This window comes from Caecibacteroides pullorum, assembly GCF_019239235.1.
In the GTDB taxonomy this organism is placed as follows: Bacteria; Bacteroidota; Bacteroidia; order Bacteroidales; family Bacteroidaceae; genus Bacteroides; species Bacteroides pullorum.
In genome coordinates this window covers 86,233-107,224 of record NZ_JAAZTS010000006.1, presented here as the reverse complement: position 1 = coordinate 107,224, position 20,992 = coordinate 86,233, and the positions used below count along the sequence as shown (strand labels likewise).

General features: G+C 43.3%; 13 protein-coding genes. 4 read left to right on the top strand and 9 right to left on the bottom strand.

Features of this window, described 5'->3' with window-relative positions:
* Positions 1–5 precede the first annotated feature (5 nt).
* The 7 genes from HF894_RS06450 to HF894_RS06420 all read right to left on the bottom strand — a co-directional run bounded on the left by HF894_RS06450 (position 6) and on the right by HF894_RS06420 (position 14,726).
* A complete protein-coding gene (locus HF894_RS06450; RefSeq protein WP_204970483.1) occupies positions 6–1,598 on the bottom strand; it encodes a glycoside hydrolase family 43 protein in 1,593 nt (530 codons plus the stop codon).
* Between the two features lie 245 nt (positions 1,599–1,843).
* Positions 1,844–4,081 carry a glycosyl hydrolase family 95 catalytic domain-containing protein gene (locus HF894_RS06445; protein WP_317196536.1) on the bottom strand — a complete coding sequence of 746 codons (2,238 nt, stop codon included), beginning with the start codon at positions 4,079–4,081 and terminating at the stop codon, positions 1,844–1,846.
* Positions 4,082–4,376: 295 nt separating this feature from the next.
* Positions 4,377–7,208 (bottom strand): M60 family metallopeptidase, encoded by a 2,832-nt coding sequence (locus HF894_RS06440; protein ID WP_204971492.1) that lies wholly within the window; start codon positions 7,206–7,208, stop codon positions 4,377–4,379.
* 108 nt (positions 7,209–7,316) lie between these two features.
* The gene (locus HF894_RS06435; protein WP_204970480.1) at positions 7,317–8,183 is read right to left on the bottom strand and encodes a DUF4959 domain-containing protein; all 867 of its coding nucleotides are present in this window, start codon (positions 8,181–8,183) and stop codon (positions 7,317–7,319) included.
* An 18-nt stretch (positions 8,184–8,201) separates the two neighbouring features.
* Positions 8,202–10,004, bottom strand: a complete 1,803-nt coding sequence (locus HF894_RS06430; protein ID WP_204971491.1) for a RagB/SusD family nutrient uptake outer membrane protein — start codon at positions 10,002–10,004, stop codon at positions 8,202–8,204.
* A 13-nt stretch (positions 10,005–10,017) separates the two neighbouring features.
* Entirely contained in the window at positions 10,018–13,428 is a 3,411-nt protein-coding gene (locus tag HF894_RS06425; RefSeq protein ID WP_204971490.1) for a TonB-dependent receptor, read from the bottom strand.
* 215 nt (positions 13,429–13,643) lie between these two features.
* On the bottom strand, positions 13,644–14,726 hold the full coding sequence (locus tag HF894_RS06420; RefSeq protein ID WP_204971489.1) for a FecR family protein: 1,083 nt from the start codon (positions 14,724–14,726) through the stop codon (positions 13,644–13,646).
* 668 nt (positions 14,727–15,394) lie between these two features.
* Between HF894_RS06420 and HF894_RS06415 the strand changes: the two genes are divergently transcribed.
* Both HF894_RS06415 and HF894_RS06410 read left to right on the top strand, forming a co-directional pair.
* Complete coding sequence (locus HF894_RS06415) at positions 15,395–16,333, top strand: hypothetical protein (protein ID WP_204971488.1); 939 nt, start codon at positions 15,395–15,397, stop codon at positions 16,331–16,333.
* Positions 16,334–16,356: 23 nt separating this feature from the next.
* Complete coding sequence (locus tag HF894_RS06410) at positions 16,357–16,809, top strand: hypothetical protein (RefSeq protein WP_204971487.1); 453 nt, start codon at positions 16,357–16,359, stop codon at positions 16,807–16,809.
* A gap of 71 nt (positions 16,810–16,880) precedes the next feature.
* On the opposite strand, the gene argS is transcribed toward HF894_RS06410, so the two are convergent.
* Both argS and HF894_RS06400 read right to left on the bottom strand, forming a co-directional pair.
* Positions 16,881–18,701 carry an arginine--tRNA ligase gene (argS, locus tag HF894_RS06405; RefSeq protein WP_021846842.1) on the bottom strand — a complete coding sequence of 607 codons (1,821 nt, stop codon included), beginning with the start codon at positions 18,699–18,701 and terminating at the stop codon, positions 16,881–16,883.
* A gap of 201 nt (positions 18,702–18,902) precedes the next feature.
* Complete coding sequence (locus HF894_RS06400) at positions 18,903–19,169, bottom strand: HU family DNA-binding protein (protein WP_021846843.1); 267 nt, start codon at positions 19,167–19,169, stop codon at positions 18,903–18,905.
* Between HF894_RS06400 and HF894_RS06395 the strand changes: the two genes are divergently transcribed.
* Positions 19,141–20,115: a rhomboid family intramembrane serine protease gene (locus HF894_RS06395; RefSeq protein WP_394369822.1), complete on the top strand. Its 975-nt coding sequence runs from the start codon at positions 19,141–19,143 to the stop codon at positions 20,113–20,115. The genes HF894_RS06400 and HF894_RS06395 overlap by 29 nt on opposite strands.
* A complete protein-coding gene (locus HF894_RS06390; protein ID WP_204971486.1) occupies positions 20,096–20,986 on the top strand; it encodes a rhomboid family intramembrane serine protease in 891 nt (296 codons plus the stop codon). Before HF894_RS06395 ends, HF894_RS06390 begins: the two co-directional genes overlap by 20 nt.
* The last annotated feature ends 6 nt before the right edge of the window (positions 20,987–20,992 follow it).

Sequence of the window (20,992 nt, the reverse complement as noted above, 5' to 3'; positions counted from 1 at the left end):
ACCAATTATTTATCATTAAAATGAAACCAATTAAAATCCGCATGTCCATCTACGCCTTCTGCGGTTTTACTAAAATTAAACAATGCAAAACGATTAGCAGTCCAAGGCAAGCCTAATCCCATTTTCAATGTATCACCTATTCGTTTATAATTTATTCCATCAAGACTATAGTAAAACAAAGCACGAAAGTCCTTATCCATTACTCTGGCGCGTATCCATAATCGAGTATTATTAAAATCATTTATTGACTCCACAATCTTTCCATCATTACACATTACGATACGCCGTTTATTATCCATTTGTTCAACGGCCACATAAGCATAAGGAAATTCAAATATTCCAAAACCTGCTATATTACCATTTTTCAACCCTGAAATATCAATCTCCACAGTTCCTTCAGAAGTAGGTCCTTGCACACGTTGAGTCAGGGTATTCCGAGCCTCCTTTAATGTCCCGGCCTGAGATGCCTTTAAACGCATATACCCTTTACGTTCTTTCAATGTCCATTTGGAATTATCAGGATTATGGTTCCATTGCCATTGCAACCCTAACTTAGGTGCATTGAATTCATCAGATGTGGCTGGACTTTTAAATTTAGAACGTTTTCCAACACTTGGTTTCGGATAAGTTATCAAATCCTTCCCACCCTCCCCTAACATGGGCCAACCGTCAACCCAAGTTACAGGGACTAAACAAGGTACTCGTCCTATCGGACCCCGATCCTGCATAATCATAAACCACCAATCACCATTCTTCAGTTGCACCATCCCTCCTTGATGAAGGCCATTCTTAGGGTAAGAAGAATCATCATGCATGATGAGTTTATGCTCATACGGACCATAAATATTGTCTGAACGCAAACAAATTTGCCACCCTTCTGTTCCACCCGCAGGACAAGTAATATAATATTTACCATTAATTTTATACATGTGCGCACCTTCCATGCCATAGGCACCACCCAATTCATAGGCGTTTTTAAATCCTCCCTCCCAAATCTTAACAGGGCTTCCCTTTACAGAACGAACATCCTCGTTTAATTCTGTCAAATAAAGTGTACCTTGACCATGAACAACATAAACCTTACCATTATCATCAAAAAATAATCCAGGGTCATACATATATTCTGAGAAGATTACTCGTTCCCAAGGGCCTTTTACGTCATCAGCAATGCAAACAGAAAAATTCCCCTTTTCTCTTCCCCATCCATAAGGCGTACAAAATCCCACATAAAACTTGCCATCTTTATGCCGTATAGTGGCAGCCCATGAGCCATTCAAATAAAGAGTGCCTCCTTGCATGTCATACCGCGGATCTTCCTCATATCTTTCCACAGCATAACCAGCCATTTCCCAATTTATCAAATCCTCAGAAACAGCGATTGGACAACCTGGGACATAATGCATACTTGTAGAAACAAAATAAAACTTATCATCCACACGAATAATATCCGGATCCGGCCAATCTCCCCAAAAAATAGGATTGGTAAAAGTCCCATTTCCGTTATCTGGATTCCATACATTATCCTTTTGTGCAAAAACGTTGTACACTCCTAAACAGTTCAATAAAATAACTGTAATAATAAGCCTATCTATTCTCATAATCATTATAATTTTATAAATCAAATCACCCTGTGTTTCTATTTTTCCTCTATCCTATATAGCCATCATATCCATTTGGCCTCCTTTCCGATAAAGTCTTTTATTCTACTCTTCTTCAATGAGCCGAGAAACATCTAAATAAACAACTTCCCATCGGCACTACTATAAATTAAAAGAGCTGTTATAAGCATGTTTATTCCCTTCCTCATATTTTGCACATAAAACATTAATCAATTAGCAGAGTTCTAATCTGCGCAAAAAAGTTCATACGTTCCACCTGTCTCAGTCAAAAATGAAAGAATACGGTTTTCGAGCTTAAAATCAACTTCTTCCCCATTGCACAAAACTTTTACATTTCCCTTATTTGGCCATGGATTATTAATACGGCATATTCCTCCTTTTTCACTTAACAAATTTAAAGAAACGACCTCCTTACCATCATAATCCGCCGAAACGACAAAAGCGCCTTTCGCCCTTAAACGTGTAAAAGATGCCGGCGAATCAATCCAACAAGGAAACAAATATAAAACACCTTCTACAGATTGAAGCATCATCGAATTAATCGTTTCTACAAAAGTGGTCTTTTCAAGACAATGATGCCCGTCCAATATCAAAAAGTTTGTTCCAGCTCTTCGAATCAAGACTTTCATTTTGTTTATCAGAATATTGGGATTAAAACCAATACGGGTTCCCATTATAAAGGCACTTAATCCAAGTTCATTCATAGTCTCTGTCAAACCCTGTTGATCAATTCCGTAATAATACAACGTATTCCGTGCCAATTGTAAGGTTGTACTATCTGAATGTAAATTCAGCACTTCGCAAGGATAAACTGGTTGAAGCTGAATAACATGTGCGGGCCAGTCCCATCCTTCCTCATTTTTAGCATAAATCGGTAAACCTTGGTTAGGAGTTTGAGTAGGCATAATGACCTTATATAAAGGCAAATGATCTACAATATCTTTCCACAAAGCTCGTCTTTCAGAATCTACATCCAACACTTCACTGTAACGCAACAAAAGCCTAAACGTCATTTCTACAAAGCCCAAATCTGAAGGAGGGTTCAAGTCCCACGAATTTTCATGGCCACCAGTTGTAATTGTATAATGATATGTATTATCGGATACATCCTTCTCCAAATAATCTTCATAGAAATCGCCACACTCCCGTATAAAAGGATAGGCCCGTTCCCGCAAAAACTCCTTGTCACCTGTATATTCATAATACCAGCTGAACAATGGTATATTAAAAGGCGCATTTACAGTCTGTTGCCAATATTGACAATAAAAATATCCATTCCCCAAAGCACTGACCGGGAACAACAAACCTCTACAAGATTTTCCTTTCAATGACGGGTGAACTGAACCTAAATCTTCACGCGCTCTCCTCCGCCCTTCTGGAATCATCTTCTCTAAAAATTCATAATAAGGCATTGCAAGTTCAGGACGATTAGCGGAAAAAACGCTGTAAAAACCGGCCTGACTATTATAATTCAAGTGGATGTCACCATGATAATTCATCGTATCATTCATATTCCATACACCATACATACCCCCACAGACCGGACTATGCAAATTGCAAGCCGACGCCATCAGATAAATAGATGACAGATACTGACGATTTAACAACGAATCATTCGTTTCTACATAAGAGCGGGTCCACATATCCCTCCACCAAGCATCCTTGCTTTCTTTGAGCAAAATCAGACTATCCCCGTCCAGCCCACACAACTTTTCGTAAGCTTCAGACAGATTAGCATTATCATTCAGGCTTCCCGACACATAGGTGACAATATGGATTGGATGTCCAGACCGAATCAAAAAAGTAGATGTTACCTGCGAAGAAGAAGCCTGTTCCCAAATAACTTCTGTACCTATGATGCGGGTCGAAATACCCGCACGAGCCGTCCAACGAACTTTTTCCCCTGTTCGAGTGCGCCGCGTCACCTGTCCTATCCCATCATGTATTTCAGCAGTAGTCTCATAATACGTATCCTCACAACCTGCATAAGTTTCTACCGTGACCAAAATGGGGCAAGAGGCTCGAGTAGCCAACTCTGTTACTACATAATTATCGTTCATCGACATCCATGTACGCATTTCCACCGGTTCTACAGTTCCTGTTTTCATATAAAGTTCGGCCTCCAGCAACCGCATCTCGTATAAAAAGTCGTCATCCGTTTCCGCATGAATCTGAATAGATACTCCTCCTACCGGTAAGGCAGCCGGTCCTGTTCCGGTCCAGTCTGTCCAATCATCCGTAATGAAATCCACTTTAGACAATTGTAACGTTTGTCCTTTCTCCGATGTATAGCTCACAAGCCCCACATCGCCGTTTCCAAGGAAAGGCCCTTTGGGAGCATGACTGCTCTCCACATCCTCCTTACCAAATGGGGCAGTCCATCGAGCAGTCAGCATACCTCGTTTGTTTTGGAAATACCGATCATCCAAGTTAACGCCAAAAGGATGACAAGACGTCAACATCAGCAACAGTACCAATATTCCCACTATTTTTTTATACGAATTCATCATCTTTATGCTTTCTATCCATTCTTTCATTCAGTCTCTTCTTCTTGCCTATCCAAACTGGAATCTTATCTTCCCAAAACAGAACTATAAAAAATAATTCTCAACACAGTTGTCTCTATTCATATCCTTCTAATTGAAAAACAAGAAATACAAGAACAAAATCATCCAATCAGGGAAGCAAAGAAGCGGAAGCCGAATACCCGGCTCCCAACTTCTTGTCCCTTTTTGAATAAAAATTTGCGAGATTCTATCAGCGTTCTCCATATACCAATGTTCGGGTACCATCCCAAGCTACTGCTTCAATACGGGTACTACCAGAAGGATAACGTACTAAAGTCGAACTCAAATCGGATGAATCAGTACCAACCAAAGCCACATATTTCAACTCATCTCCCTCATAAGTTTCAAATACTGCCGCATTTTTCCACACATCATGGCTAACAACGATATTCCCGTCACTCTTTATCCGAAGACCTTCGCCATAGGTACCCTCTACCGGCAGCTTCTCTTTGAAAGCTTTCTCACTGTTGCCTGACAGATAATAGAGTACTGGAGTAGCAGGTTTCGGATAACGGGAGGCATAACGTACCATCTCGTCACATTCTTCCTGTGTGATAGTCAGCCAGCCACGCGCATAGTCATCCAATTCCTTATCAATGGGCTTCAACATACCACACTTGATAAAGAAGTCCGTCAAGTCCTCTTTTACCACATCCATCGTATTGCGCATGAAATTCAAATTCAACTGTCCATTACTAAGATTAGTTTCATCTGTATTCCGAACGATTTCAGCTACGTCTCCATACCAATCACGTTTTTCACCACCCACAATTTCACGATAATAAAGAAGTAGCTGCCACAACGGACAAAGTTTCACAAAGTGATCTCCACCATTGGGATAGGAATTGGGATCCATATTGTCCTGCCCCTTTTGGCAAAGCCAATGTTCACCCTTGACAATACCATAATTTAAATAAGAATTAAAGCGACCGCCCAATACGTTATTATTATCTCCATCATTGCAGCGTTCTTGCTCCAAGTTTAAATATTCACGATTGAACTTATATCTGGCACAAACAGAATATACATTATTCGTTACCTCTGTAGTAGAAACCCATTTCAACCCCGGACGAATCTGATTGACATGCCCCAATTCATGAGCAATACACCACACACCTTCTTTTATAGATTTTGTAGGGCTAGCCAATTCGTTCATTGCCCATTCTCCGAATCCGGCCCCCCATCCATCCGCAAACAAACCATCCTTCACTACCCTTGCAAACATGTGGTTCTTAGGAAGTCTGTTATATTTCTTCAGACCCATTATTTCATATTCCAGATCTACAATTGCATCGTAATTCTGAATTAACTTCAGCCCATCATCACAATATTGTTTGAGGCTATTCACACCATAGACAAGATTAATATAATCTCCTTTTATATCCAAACAACCATAGGTAGCACTATTCAAGATCTGCTTCCAATCGGCAGACGAATCACGTTTCTTGTCAAAATAGCCATTTATCTTACCCGAAGCGATATGAACCTTAAGACGAGGAGCTGTTTCCCAGCGAGAAGTGTAATAATCCACATAAGCCAAACCGCCGTGAGATATACGTAATTTGTTTATCCCCTGTTCTAACGGGTAAGATGTCGGTTCTGGCGTAGACAATCCTTGCCGTGTGCCATCAAAATCATAGACTTTAAGTGACAAAACTTCACCTTGCGTTTCACCAACAATAACAATAGCCTCTTCATCGTCTGCAAAATAAATTCCTGTAGGATTTTCAAACGGATTATAGCCGCTCGTTTTCATTTCAGCAGCCAAATCATTCAAATCCCGATAAGGTTCATATTCCTGTACGCGATATTTCAAATCGTAAGTTTTATCAAACAGACTTTGGGCTATGCTACGAAAAAAGGTATTCTCTATACCATCAATCTTACGCTGATTGACATCCGACTTCAATTCAGAATAAAGTTCATCGGCAAACACCTCTTCCAACCCTGCAACAGGAGCTGCCTTTCGGTAAAATTCCATTTCACCACAACTTACCACATCTCCTTTTGCACTTTTGACTGAAAAACGAAAAGATTTCACTCCCTCCAATGGAGAATCAAACATAATCTTCGATGTTTGTGTTGCCCCCCCCAACTGATAGGTTCCAACTTTCGTATAGTTCTCATTATTGGCTGTAGATACAAATAAATCAAACTCATCAAAATTTCCATTATCACCCGAACCACGAGGTTTGTAGATAAAATAATCCACAACTTGTGGCGTAGCGAAAGAATACGTCAATTCAACCGGGAAAGAGGTACTATACCAAGGAGAATGATACCAAGTGGAAGTTGTTCCATCAAAGGACTTTTCTACGCTTTCTTCCTGCGAATTACTTTGGTTTGCCTCAGCGCTTTCTATAGCTATCAAGATATCACCCAATTCAGAAGGGTCTCCCGGTACATAATCCCTGTTACGAAAATCCTGTCGGAACATCAGCTTTCGTTCTACCTTACCATCCGGCGAATGGAATGAAACATTAGCATAACGCACTGTATCTGATTCATTTTCAGAAATTTGAAATCCACAAGTACTTTCTGTCATAGTACGCGTATCAGGCATAAAAGTAATCCAATCAACATCATCTGGAATAGATACTTCATAATCAACATTACTCAAGATCTTTACAGCGACCAATGTGTCACCATAATACAAATCTTGCCGTTCTTTCTCAAACAAAATATCAGGATTTTCTCCCAACTGCTTCACTTCCACCTTTTCAATCAAAGGTCCGGCAGTAACCGTAACCTCGGTCTGACGTACCTCTAATCCTGTATTCTCTTCCAAATCCACTAAAAGCCTGTCACCCAAGTTACTGGCCACACACCAAAATGCATCGCCAGGAACCGAAACCGTCCAGTCCACGTTACTTTCCACTTTCACTTCATACTGAGCTGCTTCTTGGATACAGTTCAATGAAGTCTCCGACAAAGACAATACAGGTTCTGCCGCAACCTTGTCTTCACATCCCAACACAGGTAACAGCAAGCCCAATAGGCTCACACAAATATTTTTTTTCATTGTGTATTCATGATATAATTAATAAACCAACTAAGTTTAGAAAAACAGGCAGAGCCTTTCAGCAAACCTCTGCCTGTTATATACAAATAGACGAAGTCCTACAACACGCTAATCCGTCTCATTCTCAGGATCATAAACAGTTTGAGTTACTTCATAGAAAGTCCAATCCATTTCAGCCATATTCCAAAAACTATTACCTCCGTTGCCTTCTATCGCATTATAACGGAAATATGTATAAGATGTGTTCAAATCATAAATTAACGGACTGTCATAACGACCTTTATCTGTTTCCGGAATATCATCTGTACCAGAAAATTCATACAATTTGGTCCAAGTCTCACGATCATTACTAGCTAATATCTCCACATAGCCGGGACGACCTGAACCATTTCCACGATTAACCGTATAAAACATTACACCATTGACAGGTTGTGACACCTCTATCTCTACCCATTGAGGCCAAGGGGCACTAAAAGTCCATGGAGTATGAAAGAATGTATCATTATCCCCATCAAACAAATCGTCCAATGGACCTTCGGACGGTTCTTGAGCATTTGTTTCATAATGAATCATATCGGCATCAACTTCCTTTTGCGAAGTGGTGACCACCGGCTGTACAGGAAGACAAGTACAAGAAACTTCTGCAGACAAAGCACTCTCTTGTCCATTCGCATTAACAGCTGTCAATCGAAATGTATAAGCTCCATCACGTGCCAAAAGGCCATCTATGACCAAAGAATCTGCAAAAACGCTTTTATTCACAACATAATCCTTCTTCTGACGAATATTATAATAATCGATTCTCACATACAGCAGATTTGAGTCTTGAGGAAGTTCCCAATTGAGCTTAATGGCCCCCTCACGAGCTTCAGCCGTCAAATTAACCACTTGAAATGTATAATCAATTGAGTCATCCTCACTACAAGAGACACACAAACCAATACACAAACACAAATAAAATATCAGTTTCTTCATAAAATCACATTTTTAAGGTTAATAACCAGGATTTTGTACCAAACGTGAATTTATATTCAATTCACGGGTTTCAATAGGCAACAAATAATTGGCGGGACTAGTAAACGCCCAACGCATAGAAACCTCTACAGGTTGAGAGAAACTTTCATCATCTTCCCCATAAATGTTCAAACCATGAGGATTATGATTCATTGCAGCTTCCGATTCCAGCCAGCGGTTCATATCCCAACGATAATGTCCTTCCAAGAAAAGTTCAATATTACGTTCCCGATGTACAATCTCCCGTAACTTGTCTTTATCCAAGGTTGCAATACCTTTCCAAGCCACTTCCACATCCGGTACACCCGCACGTTGACGAACTACATTCAAATACTCCTTGCCTTTATCCAAATCACCTGATTCAATGGCAGCTTCAGCTGCATTCAGATAAAGCTCGGCCAAACGAATCAAGGGCCAAGGATATTTCGTAAAGCCATTGCGCGTACTATAAGCAAGGCCTACACCTTTTTTAGCCAAATAACCTGATTTTGAAAAATTACGCGAACGGTTTCCCACACCTTGTTCATCGTCCTTTCTAAACTTTACACGGATCCGGCTTTGGTCATTCCGCTGCATCTCATACCAACTGTTATGAAAAGCAATCCAAGCATAAAAACGGGGTTCACGTTTCAAATGCAGATTGCTGGTAGGTTCACCATCATATTCACCCAACTTGAACCAGTCACCTTCCGGGAAATAAGCCGGATCCTCATCAATCGGCAAACCATTCTCGGAATAAAACATTTCAACTGATTCCAACGACGGGCCATTGTTATTCCACGATGGATCACCCTGTTCCGGATCTCGAGGAGTAGATTCATTCTGCCAATCATAATACCCTTCCTCACGAGCATCCCAGAAAATGACCTCCTTATTCTCACGATCCACAAATGTCATGCGCAAAGCGTATTCCGTCTGATCTTCGGGATAAGGCAGGTCACTACTACGATCATCGCCTTTATATAACTCAAAACCTGCATCCAATGCGCTCTTAATTGCAACTTCGCTGGCATCCAACGCCTTTTTCCATTTATTCTCATCATATTCCAAAGGCATCAATGGTTCACCCGTTTCAGGATCAAGCAAAGTATTCTGAAAAAAAGTCTTATTCCCATTAAACAAAGGAGAAGCGGCATACAACAACACACGCGAACGTAAAGCATCGGCTATCACCTTCGTTGCACGCCCCTGAGCAGAAACAGACTGTGCATCCAACAAATTGGGATAAGCCTCATCCAACCGGTCCAAAATCCATTGCACACAATCATCAAATTTTGCCCGTTTGGGATAAGCATCTGACGGCATGTTATAATCAAATACACCATCTGGAATAATAAACGGTCCATAAGACTTCAATAAATAAAAGCCATAATAAGCCAATAAGAATTGAGCTTCAGCCTTATAAACGAGTTTGGTTTCTTCTTCCAAACGAGGAACTGCATCTACATTATCCAAGAAGGTATAGCACCGCCTGAAGGCGCCATACATTCTAGACCAATATTGAAGATTACCCAAATTAGCTGCCGAGATATTCCCCAACAGAATATGGGTAGCCTCATTTTTGGTAGAGGAAACTGTCTGGCCATGATTTACAATATTATCTATCTGCCTTTCCTGAGGCATAAAAGCATAACAAGAATACAAATATCGTTCTGCCGCATATTTATCCTTGAAAGCATCTTCCTCTGTAGGCCTTTCATCCGGTACCACATCCAAATAGTCACAGGAAGCAAATCCCAGCAACATTGACAAAACAACAACTATAATATAATTTTTCTTCATAGCTTTTCTTATCTTATTTATTTAAAGAGAACTGAATTCCCACATTAAAACTCTTTTGAGTAGGATAAAACAAACCATTACCATTCCCTTGTTCCGGATCCCACAAATCAAACGGAGAGAAAGTCAACAGATTGGAGCCACGCAAATAAACGCGGAACATTTTAAACGAATAACCCAATTCGATATCCTTCAGTTTCAGGAAAGCGCCATTACGCAGCCAATATGTAGACCCAACAGTATTATTCTGATTATACTGCTTGCTCAAACGAGGATAGGCCGCATAAATGTTCTGATTAGATTCACTCCAATAATCATCCGCGATGAACTTCTGCACATTGCGCAAACCGTCCGTTCCAAAAGGATGAATATCGCCTACAACAATAGAAGTCCGTGCCGCCCCTTGGAAGAAACAGGAGAAATCCCATTTCTTGTATTGGAAAGAAGGACCAAACCCGTAAACGATTTCCGGCACCGTAGGGTGTCCTGTATACACGCGGTCATTGGCATCAATAACGCCGTCACAAACGCCTTCTGCATTTGGAATATCCTTATACTTAATATCACCGGCCTGTACAAAACCTCCCAAATTCTGTTTGGGACTATTGGCAACCTCTTCATCGTCTATAAACAAACGCTCGGCGACATACAACAAAGGTTGATTAATAGAATGACCTACACGTGACAAATTCGGATACTCTTGATAATCAGGCTCATCATATTCCAGCACTTTATTTGTCGCATAGGTGAATGTACCTTTAAACGACATGGAGAAATTCTTATTGAAGGTATGGTTATAATCAATGGAAAAGTCCAATCCTTTGTTTTCAACCTTACCTAAATTTCCATACAACTTGGTAGAAAGGTCCATCCACATGTCCGATGGAGAAGTGCCTATAAAGCTTGGAATACTTTGACGCTCCATAAATATGTCATGACGGATTTCCTTAAACACGTCGAATGTCAGATTAAAATCATTGAACAATGTCAAATCCATACCAATGTTGAATTTGCTGCCTACTTCCCACGTGATATCCGGATTGGGATAACGCAAGTACTTGGGTCCCCAATAGGTTGTATTCTGATCTTTACCTGTCGTAAAACCAAGATCACTATTCTGCAATTCTATGTTGGACATATAAATATAGCGCTCAGCTCCAATCTGGTCATTTCCTACCAATCCCCAAGAACCACGAATTTTCAGGTTGGTGATGACATCATTCAATGGTTCAAACCATTTCTCTCGACTTATGGTATAGCCCAATGCCAACGACGGGAAAAAGCCGAAACGGTGTCCTTCCGCAAAATTCTCCGACCCATTGTAACCAAAATTAAATTCTGCCAAATAACGATAATCGTAACTATAAGTCAAACGACCGGCCAATCCCTGCTTACGCTGTGGTAAAGATGCAATCAGATCACCCGGGTTATTCACATTATACTGATCCTGATTATAAAGTAACATGGCACTCACATTGTGTTTACTTCCAAATGTACGATCATAATTAATCATAGCTTGCAAATAGATACGACGGTCTCCCGTAGAACTACTACTCGTACTCAACGTAGGATCCTGCTCCTTACCTACACGCCGAAGCGTATAGCCCGTATAATTACCAGCGTCATCATACTGATACTTATCCACTTCGAATTGATTATAACCGCCCGAACGTTTGGTTTGAGTTTGTGACCAGTTCTTGAACGAGAACAGCACATTGGCAGACAACCCCGGTGTGATAAAATCCAACTTCTGATCAAACTTCAAGTTGGAAACAACCGTACTCTCGAACTGTGATTTATATCCACGGGCCATTTCCGCATAGGGATTACGAAAACCATTATTGAACTTACCACCTGACTTACCTCCCCAAAGGATATAGTCCATTGTGGGATCAGACGGCCAACGGACAGGAAAATCAACAGGATTAGCCTCCATAACCATGCCATATACCTCACTGGCACTGCTATGAGGCCCATTATAATCACGTAATTGAACATTCAGACGCAAAGACAGCGTACTGGTTTTACTCAAATGAGCATTAATGTTGTTTTGAAAAACATAACGCATGATATTGATATTGTTGTCGTATGAGAAGTCGTTATTGTTCTTCAACACGCCACTATCGTGATTAATGGATACACTACTGAAATAATCGATACGTTGACTACCTCCACGGATATTAAAATTAAGGTTCTGATTCATAGCTCCTTTACGGAACAGTTCATCATACCAGTCCACATTAGGAAATGCATATGGATCAAGGCCAGCCCGTGTTCCGTCTATTTTGCTTTGCGGATAAAGCACTTCTCCCGTTCCACGAGTAGTTACCGCCTCATTATACATCTCCATATAGCGCACACCATCTACAAACTCAGGAACTTGAATTGGCGTATTATAGGTATTCTCCAAACGAAAGTTAATTGTGGCCTTTTCCTGGTTCCGTCCGCTCTTGGTCGTCACAATCATCACACCATTGGCACCACGCGAGCCATAAAGAGCCGTAGCTGTAGCATCTTTCAAGATTGAAAAGCCCTCAATGACTTCTGGATCCAAAGCATTCAAGTCTCCCGAAGAAGCCTCAACACCATCAATTACGATCAAAGGAGACGTCACCCCACTGAACGTTGACACACCACGTATCCAAAAGTCCGCTCCATCAGCACCCGGCTCACCAGAACGCTGTACTGCTACCACACCGGCCAGACGACCTGCAAATCCAGAGGACAGATTGGAACTCGGAACTTTCAGTTGTTCAGGCTTTACCATCTGAACCGAACCGACCAGACTTTCTTTCTTTTGGCTACCATAACCCACAACAACGACTTCGCTCAACATCTCTGTGTCTTCTTCCAACACTATATTTAGTTCCTTTTTACCTTTTACTGAAATGACTTGTGCTTTATAACCTACAAAGGTTACTTTTATTTTTCCATTCTCTGGAACATCCGACAATTCAAAACGCCCGTCAATGTCGGTCATCACACCATTGGTTGTACCGTCTACCACAACATTAGCACCGATGATAGTTTCACCCGTCTTGTCAAGCACCTGACCTTTCACCGTTTTACCTTTTTGTTGTTGCAATACAGCTTGTACATTAGTCTTGGGTTCCTTTACAATAATCTGCTTCCCATCAATCTCATAAACTAGCCCAGTATGTTCCAACACTTCGTTCAAGATCTGTTTGACATTCTTATCCTTCACATCCACATTGACCTTCTTCGACAAGTTTTTATTAGAAGCATAGAGAAAAACATATTCACTGTTCTTCTCGATGTAACGGAACACATCTTTGACAGTGACATCGCGCAGTTCGAATGAAAAGTTCTTGTTATATTGTTCCGCAGCAGGAAGTGCTAGCGGGAAAAGCAATGCAAAAAATACTAACATTGCTGAAATCAGTTGTTTTCTTACAGAAAAATCCATATTTTTGCATGATTGATTAGATACTTACAGCTAAGTATCACACTTTAAGGGCTCGGACAATGGGGGTTGTCCGGGCTTTTTTATGGAGTGAGACTCTGCCATAAGGGTTAATAAAAAGTTTTTGTATAAGATTAAATAGACAGAACCAAACCTTGGGTTTCTCCTGTCAGATGTGTGCATTTCATATTTCCTTTCTCATAGGCAGTCTGTGCTTTTTAAAGATTAGTATTTGGGGTTATAAACAAATGGTAACCATCGGTCGTCTGGCGAATGCCGATGGGATGTATTTTAGCAATTCGTTCGAGCACCTTGGGAAGGGGAACGCTCATATCAATGGTACCCTGTAGCGACAAGTCTTTGACAGAAGGATCACAAGTCAGGTCACAACCGTAATAGAACGACAAGCGCTGAAGAATGCTTTCCATGCTGCGTCCCTGCAAAGGGAAATATCCTTGTGTCCAAGCTGTATATTCAGAAGCATCGACCTGACGTTTGGAACGGGCCACACCGTCGGTCAGGCGAAGAAGTTCATTGGGTTTCACAGCTGTTTCACGCTCGGCATGGTCGGTCACAATGATGGAACCACGCACCAGCACCACTTCCGACTCGCTCATCGACTTATAGGCATTCACGTTGAAGGCTGTACCCGTCACACGAATATCGAAGCCGGGAGTTTTGACAATAAACGGCTGCTCTGTATTCTTCTTGACGTCGATATAGATTTCGCCTTCCACATAGATTTCACGGGTCTTGCCTGCAAATACGCTTGGATAGACCACTTTCGTACCGGCATTGACATACAACGAAGTTCCATCGGCCAGTAACAGCTGGGACGACTTGCCCTTGGGCACAATCAGCTGGTTGTATTCCAACTTCTGTGGAGCCTCTTTCACCTGGCGCTGGTTCACCGAAACCTTACCTTTCTCCGAATAGGCTATGCGGGCATTCTTACCGGCTTCGATACGCTGTTCGGCATGAGTGATAAGCAGCACCTGACTGGCCGTATCGATGGAACACTGGTCAAGCTGGGCAATAGCCTGTTCCAAAGAATGGGACTGACGGTCCATATAGAGTTTTCCACACCAAAGCACACCCGCCAACAAAGCGGCCGCACAGGCCACTTCGGCATACAAGCGCCACACCTTACTCCGACGGGGAGCGGATTCACGCTGCAAGCGGCGAGCCAGATCGTTCCAGCGTCGGTCGATCTCTTCCTCGGGCACTTCCTTTTCCCGAGACTTGAAGTAGGATACCAACGGATGGCGCCGTGCTTCTTCTATGGGGTCTTGATTCTGCATAATTTCAGATTTCGTTCTGTTATAAAGACGGACAGGAGAGAAAAACCTAATCCTATTTTTGAAGATTTCTTTGTAAAAAATCGCAAAACGCTGAAAGCCAGCTACAAGGAATCATCCAAATAGACAATTTCAACAAGGGTGTGACACCTTGTCACGCAAAAAACAAACTTTTATTATATAAATAACAAATTCACTACTCAACTGTTAATGTTAAATTAGAATTAACAGTCACTCTCGCCCGCGCGCGCGTGGATTCTATAAATATAGGGTGTCAAGGTGTCACAGAAAAATATCCTTCACAGGTGTGAAGGATTATCTTTCACAATTATCCACTGTAAAACAGCAGCTTATACTCTCGTGAAAGCATGAAACCAATTTAAAAGGAAACACAAAAAGTCTGTACACCCTTCACCCATTCATGAAATTCCTTTAAGAAAACGATGTTTTCCCCCATAAAAAGCAATGCTTTACACACGAGAAAACGATGTTTTACCGAAAACGATTGGCAGAAAAGAAAATGCCAAAGCCTACTTTACGACGCTAACTATGGACTTGAGCGGGCTAACTATGAACTTGAGGAGCGTAAAGAGGGATATTATTAAGCCTTCAAGCGCTTGCAGGTATTTGCTTATTTCTGTACATTTGTAGTAATGAAAAATAATTCTGTCATGAAACAATTCATAAACACTTTGCTTCTATTGATCTTTCTTGCCTTTTGCTCCCATCCGTCCAAGGCTCAAGAACAAAGGCCAGCCGCCACAATCGACTCGCTGCTCAAAGTAGTCTTACACAACGACCAGAAAGTGAGACACGATTACAATCAAAGCCATGACCCGAAAGAAAAGGAGGCCTATTTGCGCCAATGGGACAGAACCGACTCCATCAACCAATCGATAGTCCTGCCCATCGTCAACTCCATCATCAACGGCCGGCTTGAAGGCCTGTCGGACAGCAGCTGGAGAGCCTGTTTCATGGTGCTGCAACATGCCGATTCCCAAACTCAACTCAAATACCTGCCGTTCGTAACCGAATACTACCGCAAGGGCCATATCCTGAACTACGAATACCTGATTTATGTGGACAGAATCCACGCCAACCAACGAAAGGCACAACCCTTTGGCAGCCAAAGCGCCGAGTTCCCTAACGGGAAACACATCTTTCTCCCCATGCTTCCCAAAGCCAAGCGTGACTCCTTGCTACAGACACTCGGCATCGCTCCCAAGAGCGTACAAATCAGAAACGGGAAATTCACATTTACCTCCACCATAACAGACGCATCCCTCTCCGCCCTCTCCGCTTTCCAAAGCCAACCAACCGACACTTGTACAACCCGGCAAGAGGTCAGCTGGCTCGAACTAGAGGACAATGAAAGAGGCTTCATCCTGATGGTCAAAACCAGCCCTTCCCGCCCCCAAACGGGAAACATAAAAATCTATGCTAACCGGCAATACAGAGGAACAACGGACAAAGACGGCCTCCTCATGTTCAAAACCGATAAAAAGGAAGACATCCAGTCCCTGCGATTGGTTTCTTCCGACGGAAAGGAATGGACACATACGCTGAAACCCTTCTCCCAAGAACAAGACTATATCATAGAAGGTATCTGACAGAAACAATAAAAAGAATCAATATGAAGAAGTTATTCAAAACAGAAAAACGTAGAGACCAGGCAATCGTTCTTTTCTTAGCAATCCTGCTGGCAGGGATATTCTGGGGGATAGTAGGGCCTTTCAATATGACTCACTTAGATAACGTTACTATAAGCCAAGAAACAATCACACTGGAAGGAGGAGATGCAATCCAAATTCCGACCTCCGACATTGCCGAGGTATCCTTAATAGACAAAATGCCACCTGTATCCTTCCGACTGAACGGATCCTCGTTCAAAGGAATCAATACAGGATACTTCATGCTGGGAAACGGAGAAAAATGCTTTCTTTTTTTACGAAATGGCACTCCACCATTTATTCACATCCGTTGCAAAACAGGTGTACCCGCATTCTTCAACCGCAAGAAACCAGATGAAACCAGACAAGTGTACCAAGAAATACTATCAGTCTGCAATCCTAAGAGCAACATTTAAAACAAGAAAAAAGAGGGTGTGCTATCCGCACACCCTCCCTGCTGAAAACTATATCAAATAAGCACTACGGCTTACATACGTTCGGGAACTTCGATACCCAGCAGTCCCATGCCCAGACGGACTACCTTGCCCACCTCGCGCGACAGGGCGAGACGGAACACCTTGACGTCGGCATTCTCCTCGCGCAGGATACTGAAGTCGTGGTAGAACTGGTTGTACTCCTTCACCAGGTCGTAGCAGTAATTGGCAATGCCTGAAGGACTGTAGTCCTCGCCTGCCTGCTTCACCACGCCGGCAAAGTCGGCCAGCATCTGAATCAAACCTTCTTCCTTCGTACTCAGTTCAATGCCCGAATGAAGCTGTTCGGGGATAACAATGCCTGCTTCGGCCGCCTTGCGCAGGACGGACTGGATGCGGGCGTAAGTATATTGGATGAAAGGACCGGTATTGCCGTTGAAGTCGATGGATTCCTTGGGGTTGAACGTCATGTTCTTGCGGGCATCTACCTTCAGAATGAAATACTTCAGCGCACCCAAACCTACGATGCGGGCGATGTCGTCGGCCTCGGCCTGCGTCAGACCGTCCAGCTTACCCAGCTCGCCACTGGTTTCCTTGGCGGTGTTGATCATCTCCTCCATCAGGTCGTCGGCATCGACTACCGTACCCTCACGGCTCTTCATCTTGCCTTCGGGCAGTTCCACCATACCATAGGAGAAGTGTACCAAGCTCTTGCCCCACTCAAAGCCCAGACGGTCGAGCAGGATGGACAGCACCTGGAAGTGATAGTTCTGCTCGTTGCCCACCACGTAGATCATCTTGTCAATGGGATAGTCGGAGAAACGCTGTTCGGCCGTACCGATGTCCTGCGTCATGTAGACCGACGTACCGTCGGCACGGAGCAGCAGCTTGTGGTCGAGGCCTTCGCCCGTCAGGTCGGCCCACACGGAGCCGTCTTCCTTGCGGTAGAAAAGACCTTTCTCCAGTCCTTCGAGCACTTTCTTCTTGCCTTCCAAGTATGTGTTCGATTCGTAGTATATCTTGTCGAAGCTGACACCCATCATCTTGTAAGTCTCGTCGAAGCCGGCATATACCCAGTCGTTCATCTTTTGCCACAGGGCACGTACCTCAGGGTCACCAGCCTCCCACTTCACGAGCATCTCGCGAGCTTCCTTCATCAGGGGCGATTCGGCTTCTGCCTTAGCCTTGGCTTCTTCCTCGTTCATGCCTTCGGCCTGATACTTGGCCATCAACTCCTTCACTTCAGCCTTGAAATGTTTGTCGAAAGCTACGTAGTAGTCGCCGATGAGGTGGTCGCCCTTCTTGCCACTCGACTCGGGCGTCTCACCGTTGCCATACTTCAGCCAAGCCAGCATGGACTTGCAGATGTGAATACCGCGGTCGTTCACGATGTTGGTCTTCACCACACGGTTGCCGTTGGCGGCGATGATGTTGGCCAAGGCGTTACCCAACAGGTTGTTGCGCACGTGCCCCAAGTGGAGAGGCTTGTTGGTGTTGGGCGACGAATACTCGATCATCACCAGCGGCGACTGATCTGTAGCTTCAGTCAATCCGTAGTGCGGATCAGCCTGAATGCCGTTGAGCAGCTCGATCCATGCCGACGAAGCAATGGTGAGGTTCAGGAAGCCCTTGATGACGTTGAACTTGGCCACGAGTGAAGGCTCGTTTGCCAGCAGATATTCACCGATTTCCTGCGCCGTCTGCTCGGGTCCCTTCTTCGACATGCGGAGGAAGGGGAACACAACCAGCGTCAGATGTCCTTCAAATTCTTTCTTGGTTTTCTGCAACTGCACCTGTGCGGCAGGCACATCCTGCCCATAGAGTGCTTTCAGTCCGCTGATGACGGACGCTACCAGTTTCTGTTGTATATCCATAGTTTCTAATTATTTCCTGCTGCAAAGATAGTGCAAACCGAGAGAAGCGCAAAGCGGAAAACGAAGTTTTCAAGCTTTCCCATATAAGCGCACCCTAACCCTCAAACAAGAATGGGTCACAAGCCCTCCACAGAAAGAACCGCGAACAAGCCAGCAACCCATATTTCCCTAAAAAACGATACGATCCAATAAATACCTTTATCAGTCGAACGATAATTCCGAACCTGCCTTAAATTTGACAACTTTCTTCGCCGGAATCTCAATCATCTGCTTCGTAGCCGGATTAACTCCTGTACGAGCCGCCCTCTCAGTCACCGAAAAAGTCCCAAATCCCACCAAAGTCACCTTATCGCCCTTCTTCAACGCATCGGCCACTGCCTCCATAAATGCATTCAAAGCCTTTGCAGCATCCGCCTTCGCCATTCCACCACTGGCAGCCATGGCAGCAATCAAATCAGTCTTATTCATAACCTTAGTTCTTTTGAAATGTATATTGTTTAACAAGAAAAGTATTCCGAGCCAGTCCCCACAAAAATATAGCAAATATTCTGAATATCAAATAAAAAGAGAAGAAAAAAGAGCCCAAAAACTGAAAAAGAATCAACAAGATACACTTTTCCTGTTGCATAACAGAATTTATTCGTATTTTTGCAGTCTTGATAAATCAAAAGAATTCTATATGAACAACATTCCGACAGTTACCAAAAATCTGCTGATTATTAATGTACTGATGTTTCTTGGTACGCTTGTAGCCGAAAGCTATGGAATAGATCTTGCCGATTACCTGGGACTGCATTTTGTATTATCCGACCGGTTCAATGTCGGCCAGCTCATCACCTACATGTTTATGCATGCCGGCTTCACACATGTTTTCTTCAATATGTTCGCCGTATGGATGTTCGGACGCATCCTGGAGCAGGTATGGGGTCCCAAGCGTTTTCTGGCCTACTACATGATTTGCGGTATTGGCGCTGGCCTGATACAGGAAGCCGTAACAGCCGTCCGCTACTTCACCATCGAATCGGGTATGAGTCCGGAAGCAATCCAAGCCGTTTTTGAACAGGGATCTAAAGCATTGCAATCGAACATGAATTTTGTAGATCCTGCGATGGCCAGCCTGAATCTGGTGCTAAACTCATCTACGGTAGGAGCTTCGGGAGCGGTATATGCCATCCTGCTGGGTTTTGGCATGCTGTTTCCCAATCAACCCATGTTCATCTTCCCCTTGCCTTTCCCCATCAAGGCCAAGTATTTCGTCATGGGCTACGCACTGATAGAACTCTACTCGGGACTGGCCAACAGTGCCGGCGACAATGTTGCCCATTTTGCCCACTTGGGTGGAATGATTTTCGGATTCCTTTTGATTATGTACTGGAGAAACAAAAACAGAGGAAATGGCTACTATTATAACTGATTTAAAAGAAAAGTTCCGTAGAGGTAACATCTGCCTGCGGTTGGTCTACATCAACGTTGCCGTCTTTGTTGTAGTCACGCTGGTCAGAATCCTGTTCCAGTTGTTCAACCATTCATTAGGCAGCTGGATCAGTTGGTTGGAACTTCCGGCCTCGTTCAGTCGCTTCATCATGCAACCCTGGACGATCCTGACCTACATGTTCATGCATGCGGGACTACTGCATATTCTGTTCAACATGTTGTGGCTCTACTGGTTTGGAACCCTTTTCCTGCAATTCTTCTCTGCCAAACACTTGCGTGGCGTATATTTGTTGGGAGGTATCTGCGGAGGATTGCTCTATATGGTGTCTTACAATGTATTCCCCTATTTCCAATACATGATAGAAGGCTCTTTCCTACTGGGAGCATCGGCATCGGTATTGGCCATTGTTGCCGCTACCGCATATAGAGAACCTAACTATCCGATACAGCTCTTCCTGTTTGGAACCGTTCGGCTGAAATACCTGGCCCTGATTGTTATCGGTATGGACCTGCTCTTCATCACCTCCAGCAATGCAGGAGGACACATTTCCCACCTTGGTGGAGCATTAGCAGGTTTGTGGTTCGCAGCTTCCCTTAGCAAAGGAAAAGACATCACCGCATGGATCAACCGTTTGCTGGATAGCATAGAAGGTCTCTTCAGTCCCCGCCCTCGCAAACCGAAGATGAAAATAAACTATGGCGGAAACCGTCAGAAAGACTACGAATACAACGCACGGAAGAAAAGCCAGTCGGACGAAATAGACCGCATCCTGGAGAAGCTGAAGAAATCGGGATACGAAAGCCTGACTGCTGAAGAAAAGAAAAGCCTGTTCGATGCCAGCAAAAGATAAACAACG

Excerpts from the sequence above, each read along its gene's own strand:
- HF894_RS06450 (WP_204970483.1), bottom strand. The coding sequence starts at position 1,598 with ATGAGAATAGATAGGCTTATTATTACAGTTATTTTATTGAACTGTTTA.
- HF894_RS06445 (WP_317196536.1), bottom strand. The coding sequence starts at position 4,081 with ATGTTGACGTCTTGTCATCCTTTTGGCGTTAACTTGGATGATCGGTAT.
- HF894_RS06440 (WP_204971492.1), bottom strand. The coding sequence starts at position 7,208 with ATGAAAAAAAATATTTGTGTGAGCCTATTGGGCTTGCTGTTACCTGTG.
- HF894_RS06435 (WP_204970480.1), bottom strand. The coding sequence starts at position 8,183 with ATGAAGAAACTGATATTTTATTTGTGTTTGTGTATTGGTTTGTGTGTC.
- HF894_RS06430 (WP_204971491.1), bottom strand. The coding sequence starts at position 10,004 with ATGAAGAAAAATTATATTATAGTTGTTGTTTTGTCAATGTTGCTGGGA.
- HF894_RS06425 (WP_204971490.1), bottom strand. The coding sequence starts at position 13,428 with ATGGATTTTTCTGTAAGAAAACAACTGATTTCAGCAATGTTAGTATTT.
- HF894_RS06420 (WP_204971489.1), bottom strand. The coding sequence starts at position 14,726 with ATGCAGAATCAAGACCCCATAGAAGAAGCACGGCGCCATCCGTTGGTA.
- HF894_RS06415 (WP_204971488.1), top strand. The coding sequence starts at position 15,395 with ATGAAACAATTCATAAACACTTTGCTTCTATTGATCTTTCTTGCCTTT.
- HF894_RS06410 (WP_204971487.1), top strand. The coding sequence starts at position 16,357 with ATGAAGAAGTTATTCAAAACAGAAAAACGTAGAGACCAGGCAATCGTT.
- argS (WP_021846842.1), bottom strand. The coding sequence starts at position 18,701 with ATGGATATACAACAGAAACTGGTAGCGTCCGTCATCAGCGGACTGAAA.
- HF894_RS06395 (WP_394369822.1), top strand. The coding sequence starts at position 19,141 with ATGGCAGCAATCAAATCAGTCTTATTCATAACCTTAGTTCTTTTGAAA.
- HF894_RS06400 (WP_021846843.1), bottom strand. The coding sequence starts at position 19,169 with ATGAATAAGACTGATTTGATTGCTGCCATGGCTGCCAGTGGTGGAATG.
- HF894_RS06390 (WP_204971486.1), top strand. The coding sequence starts at position 20,096 with ATGGCTACTATTATAACTGATTTAAAAGAAAAGTTCCGTAGAGGTAAC.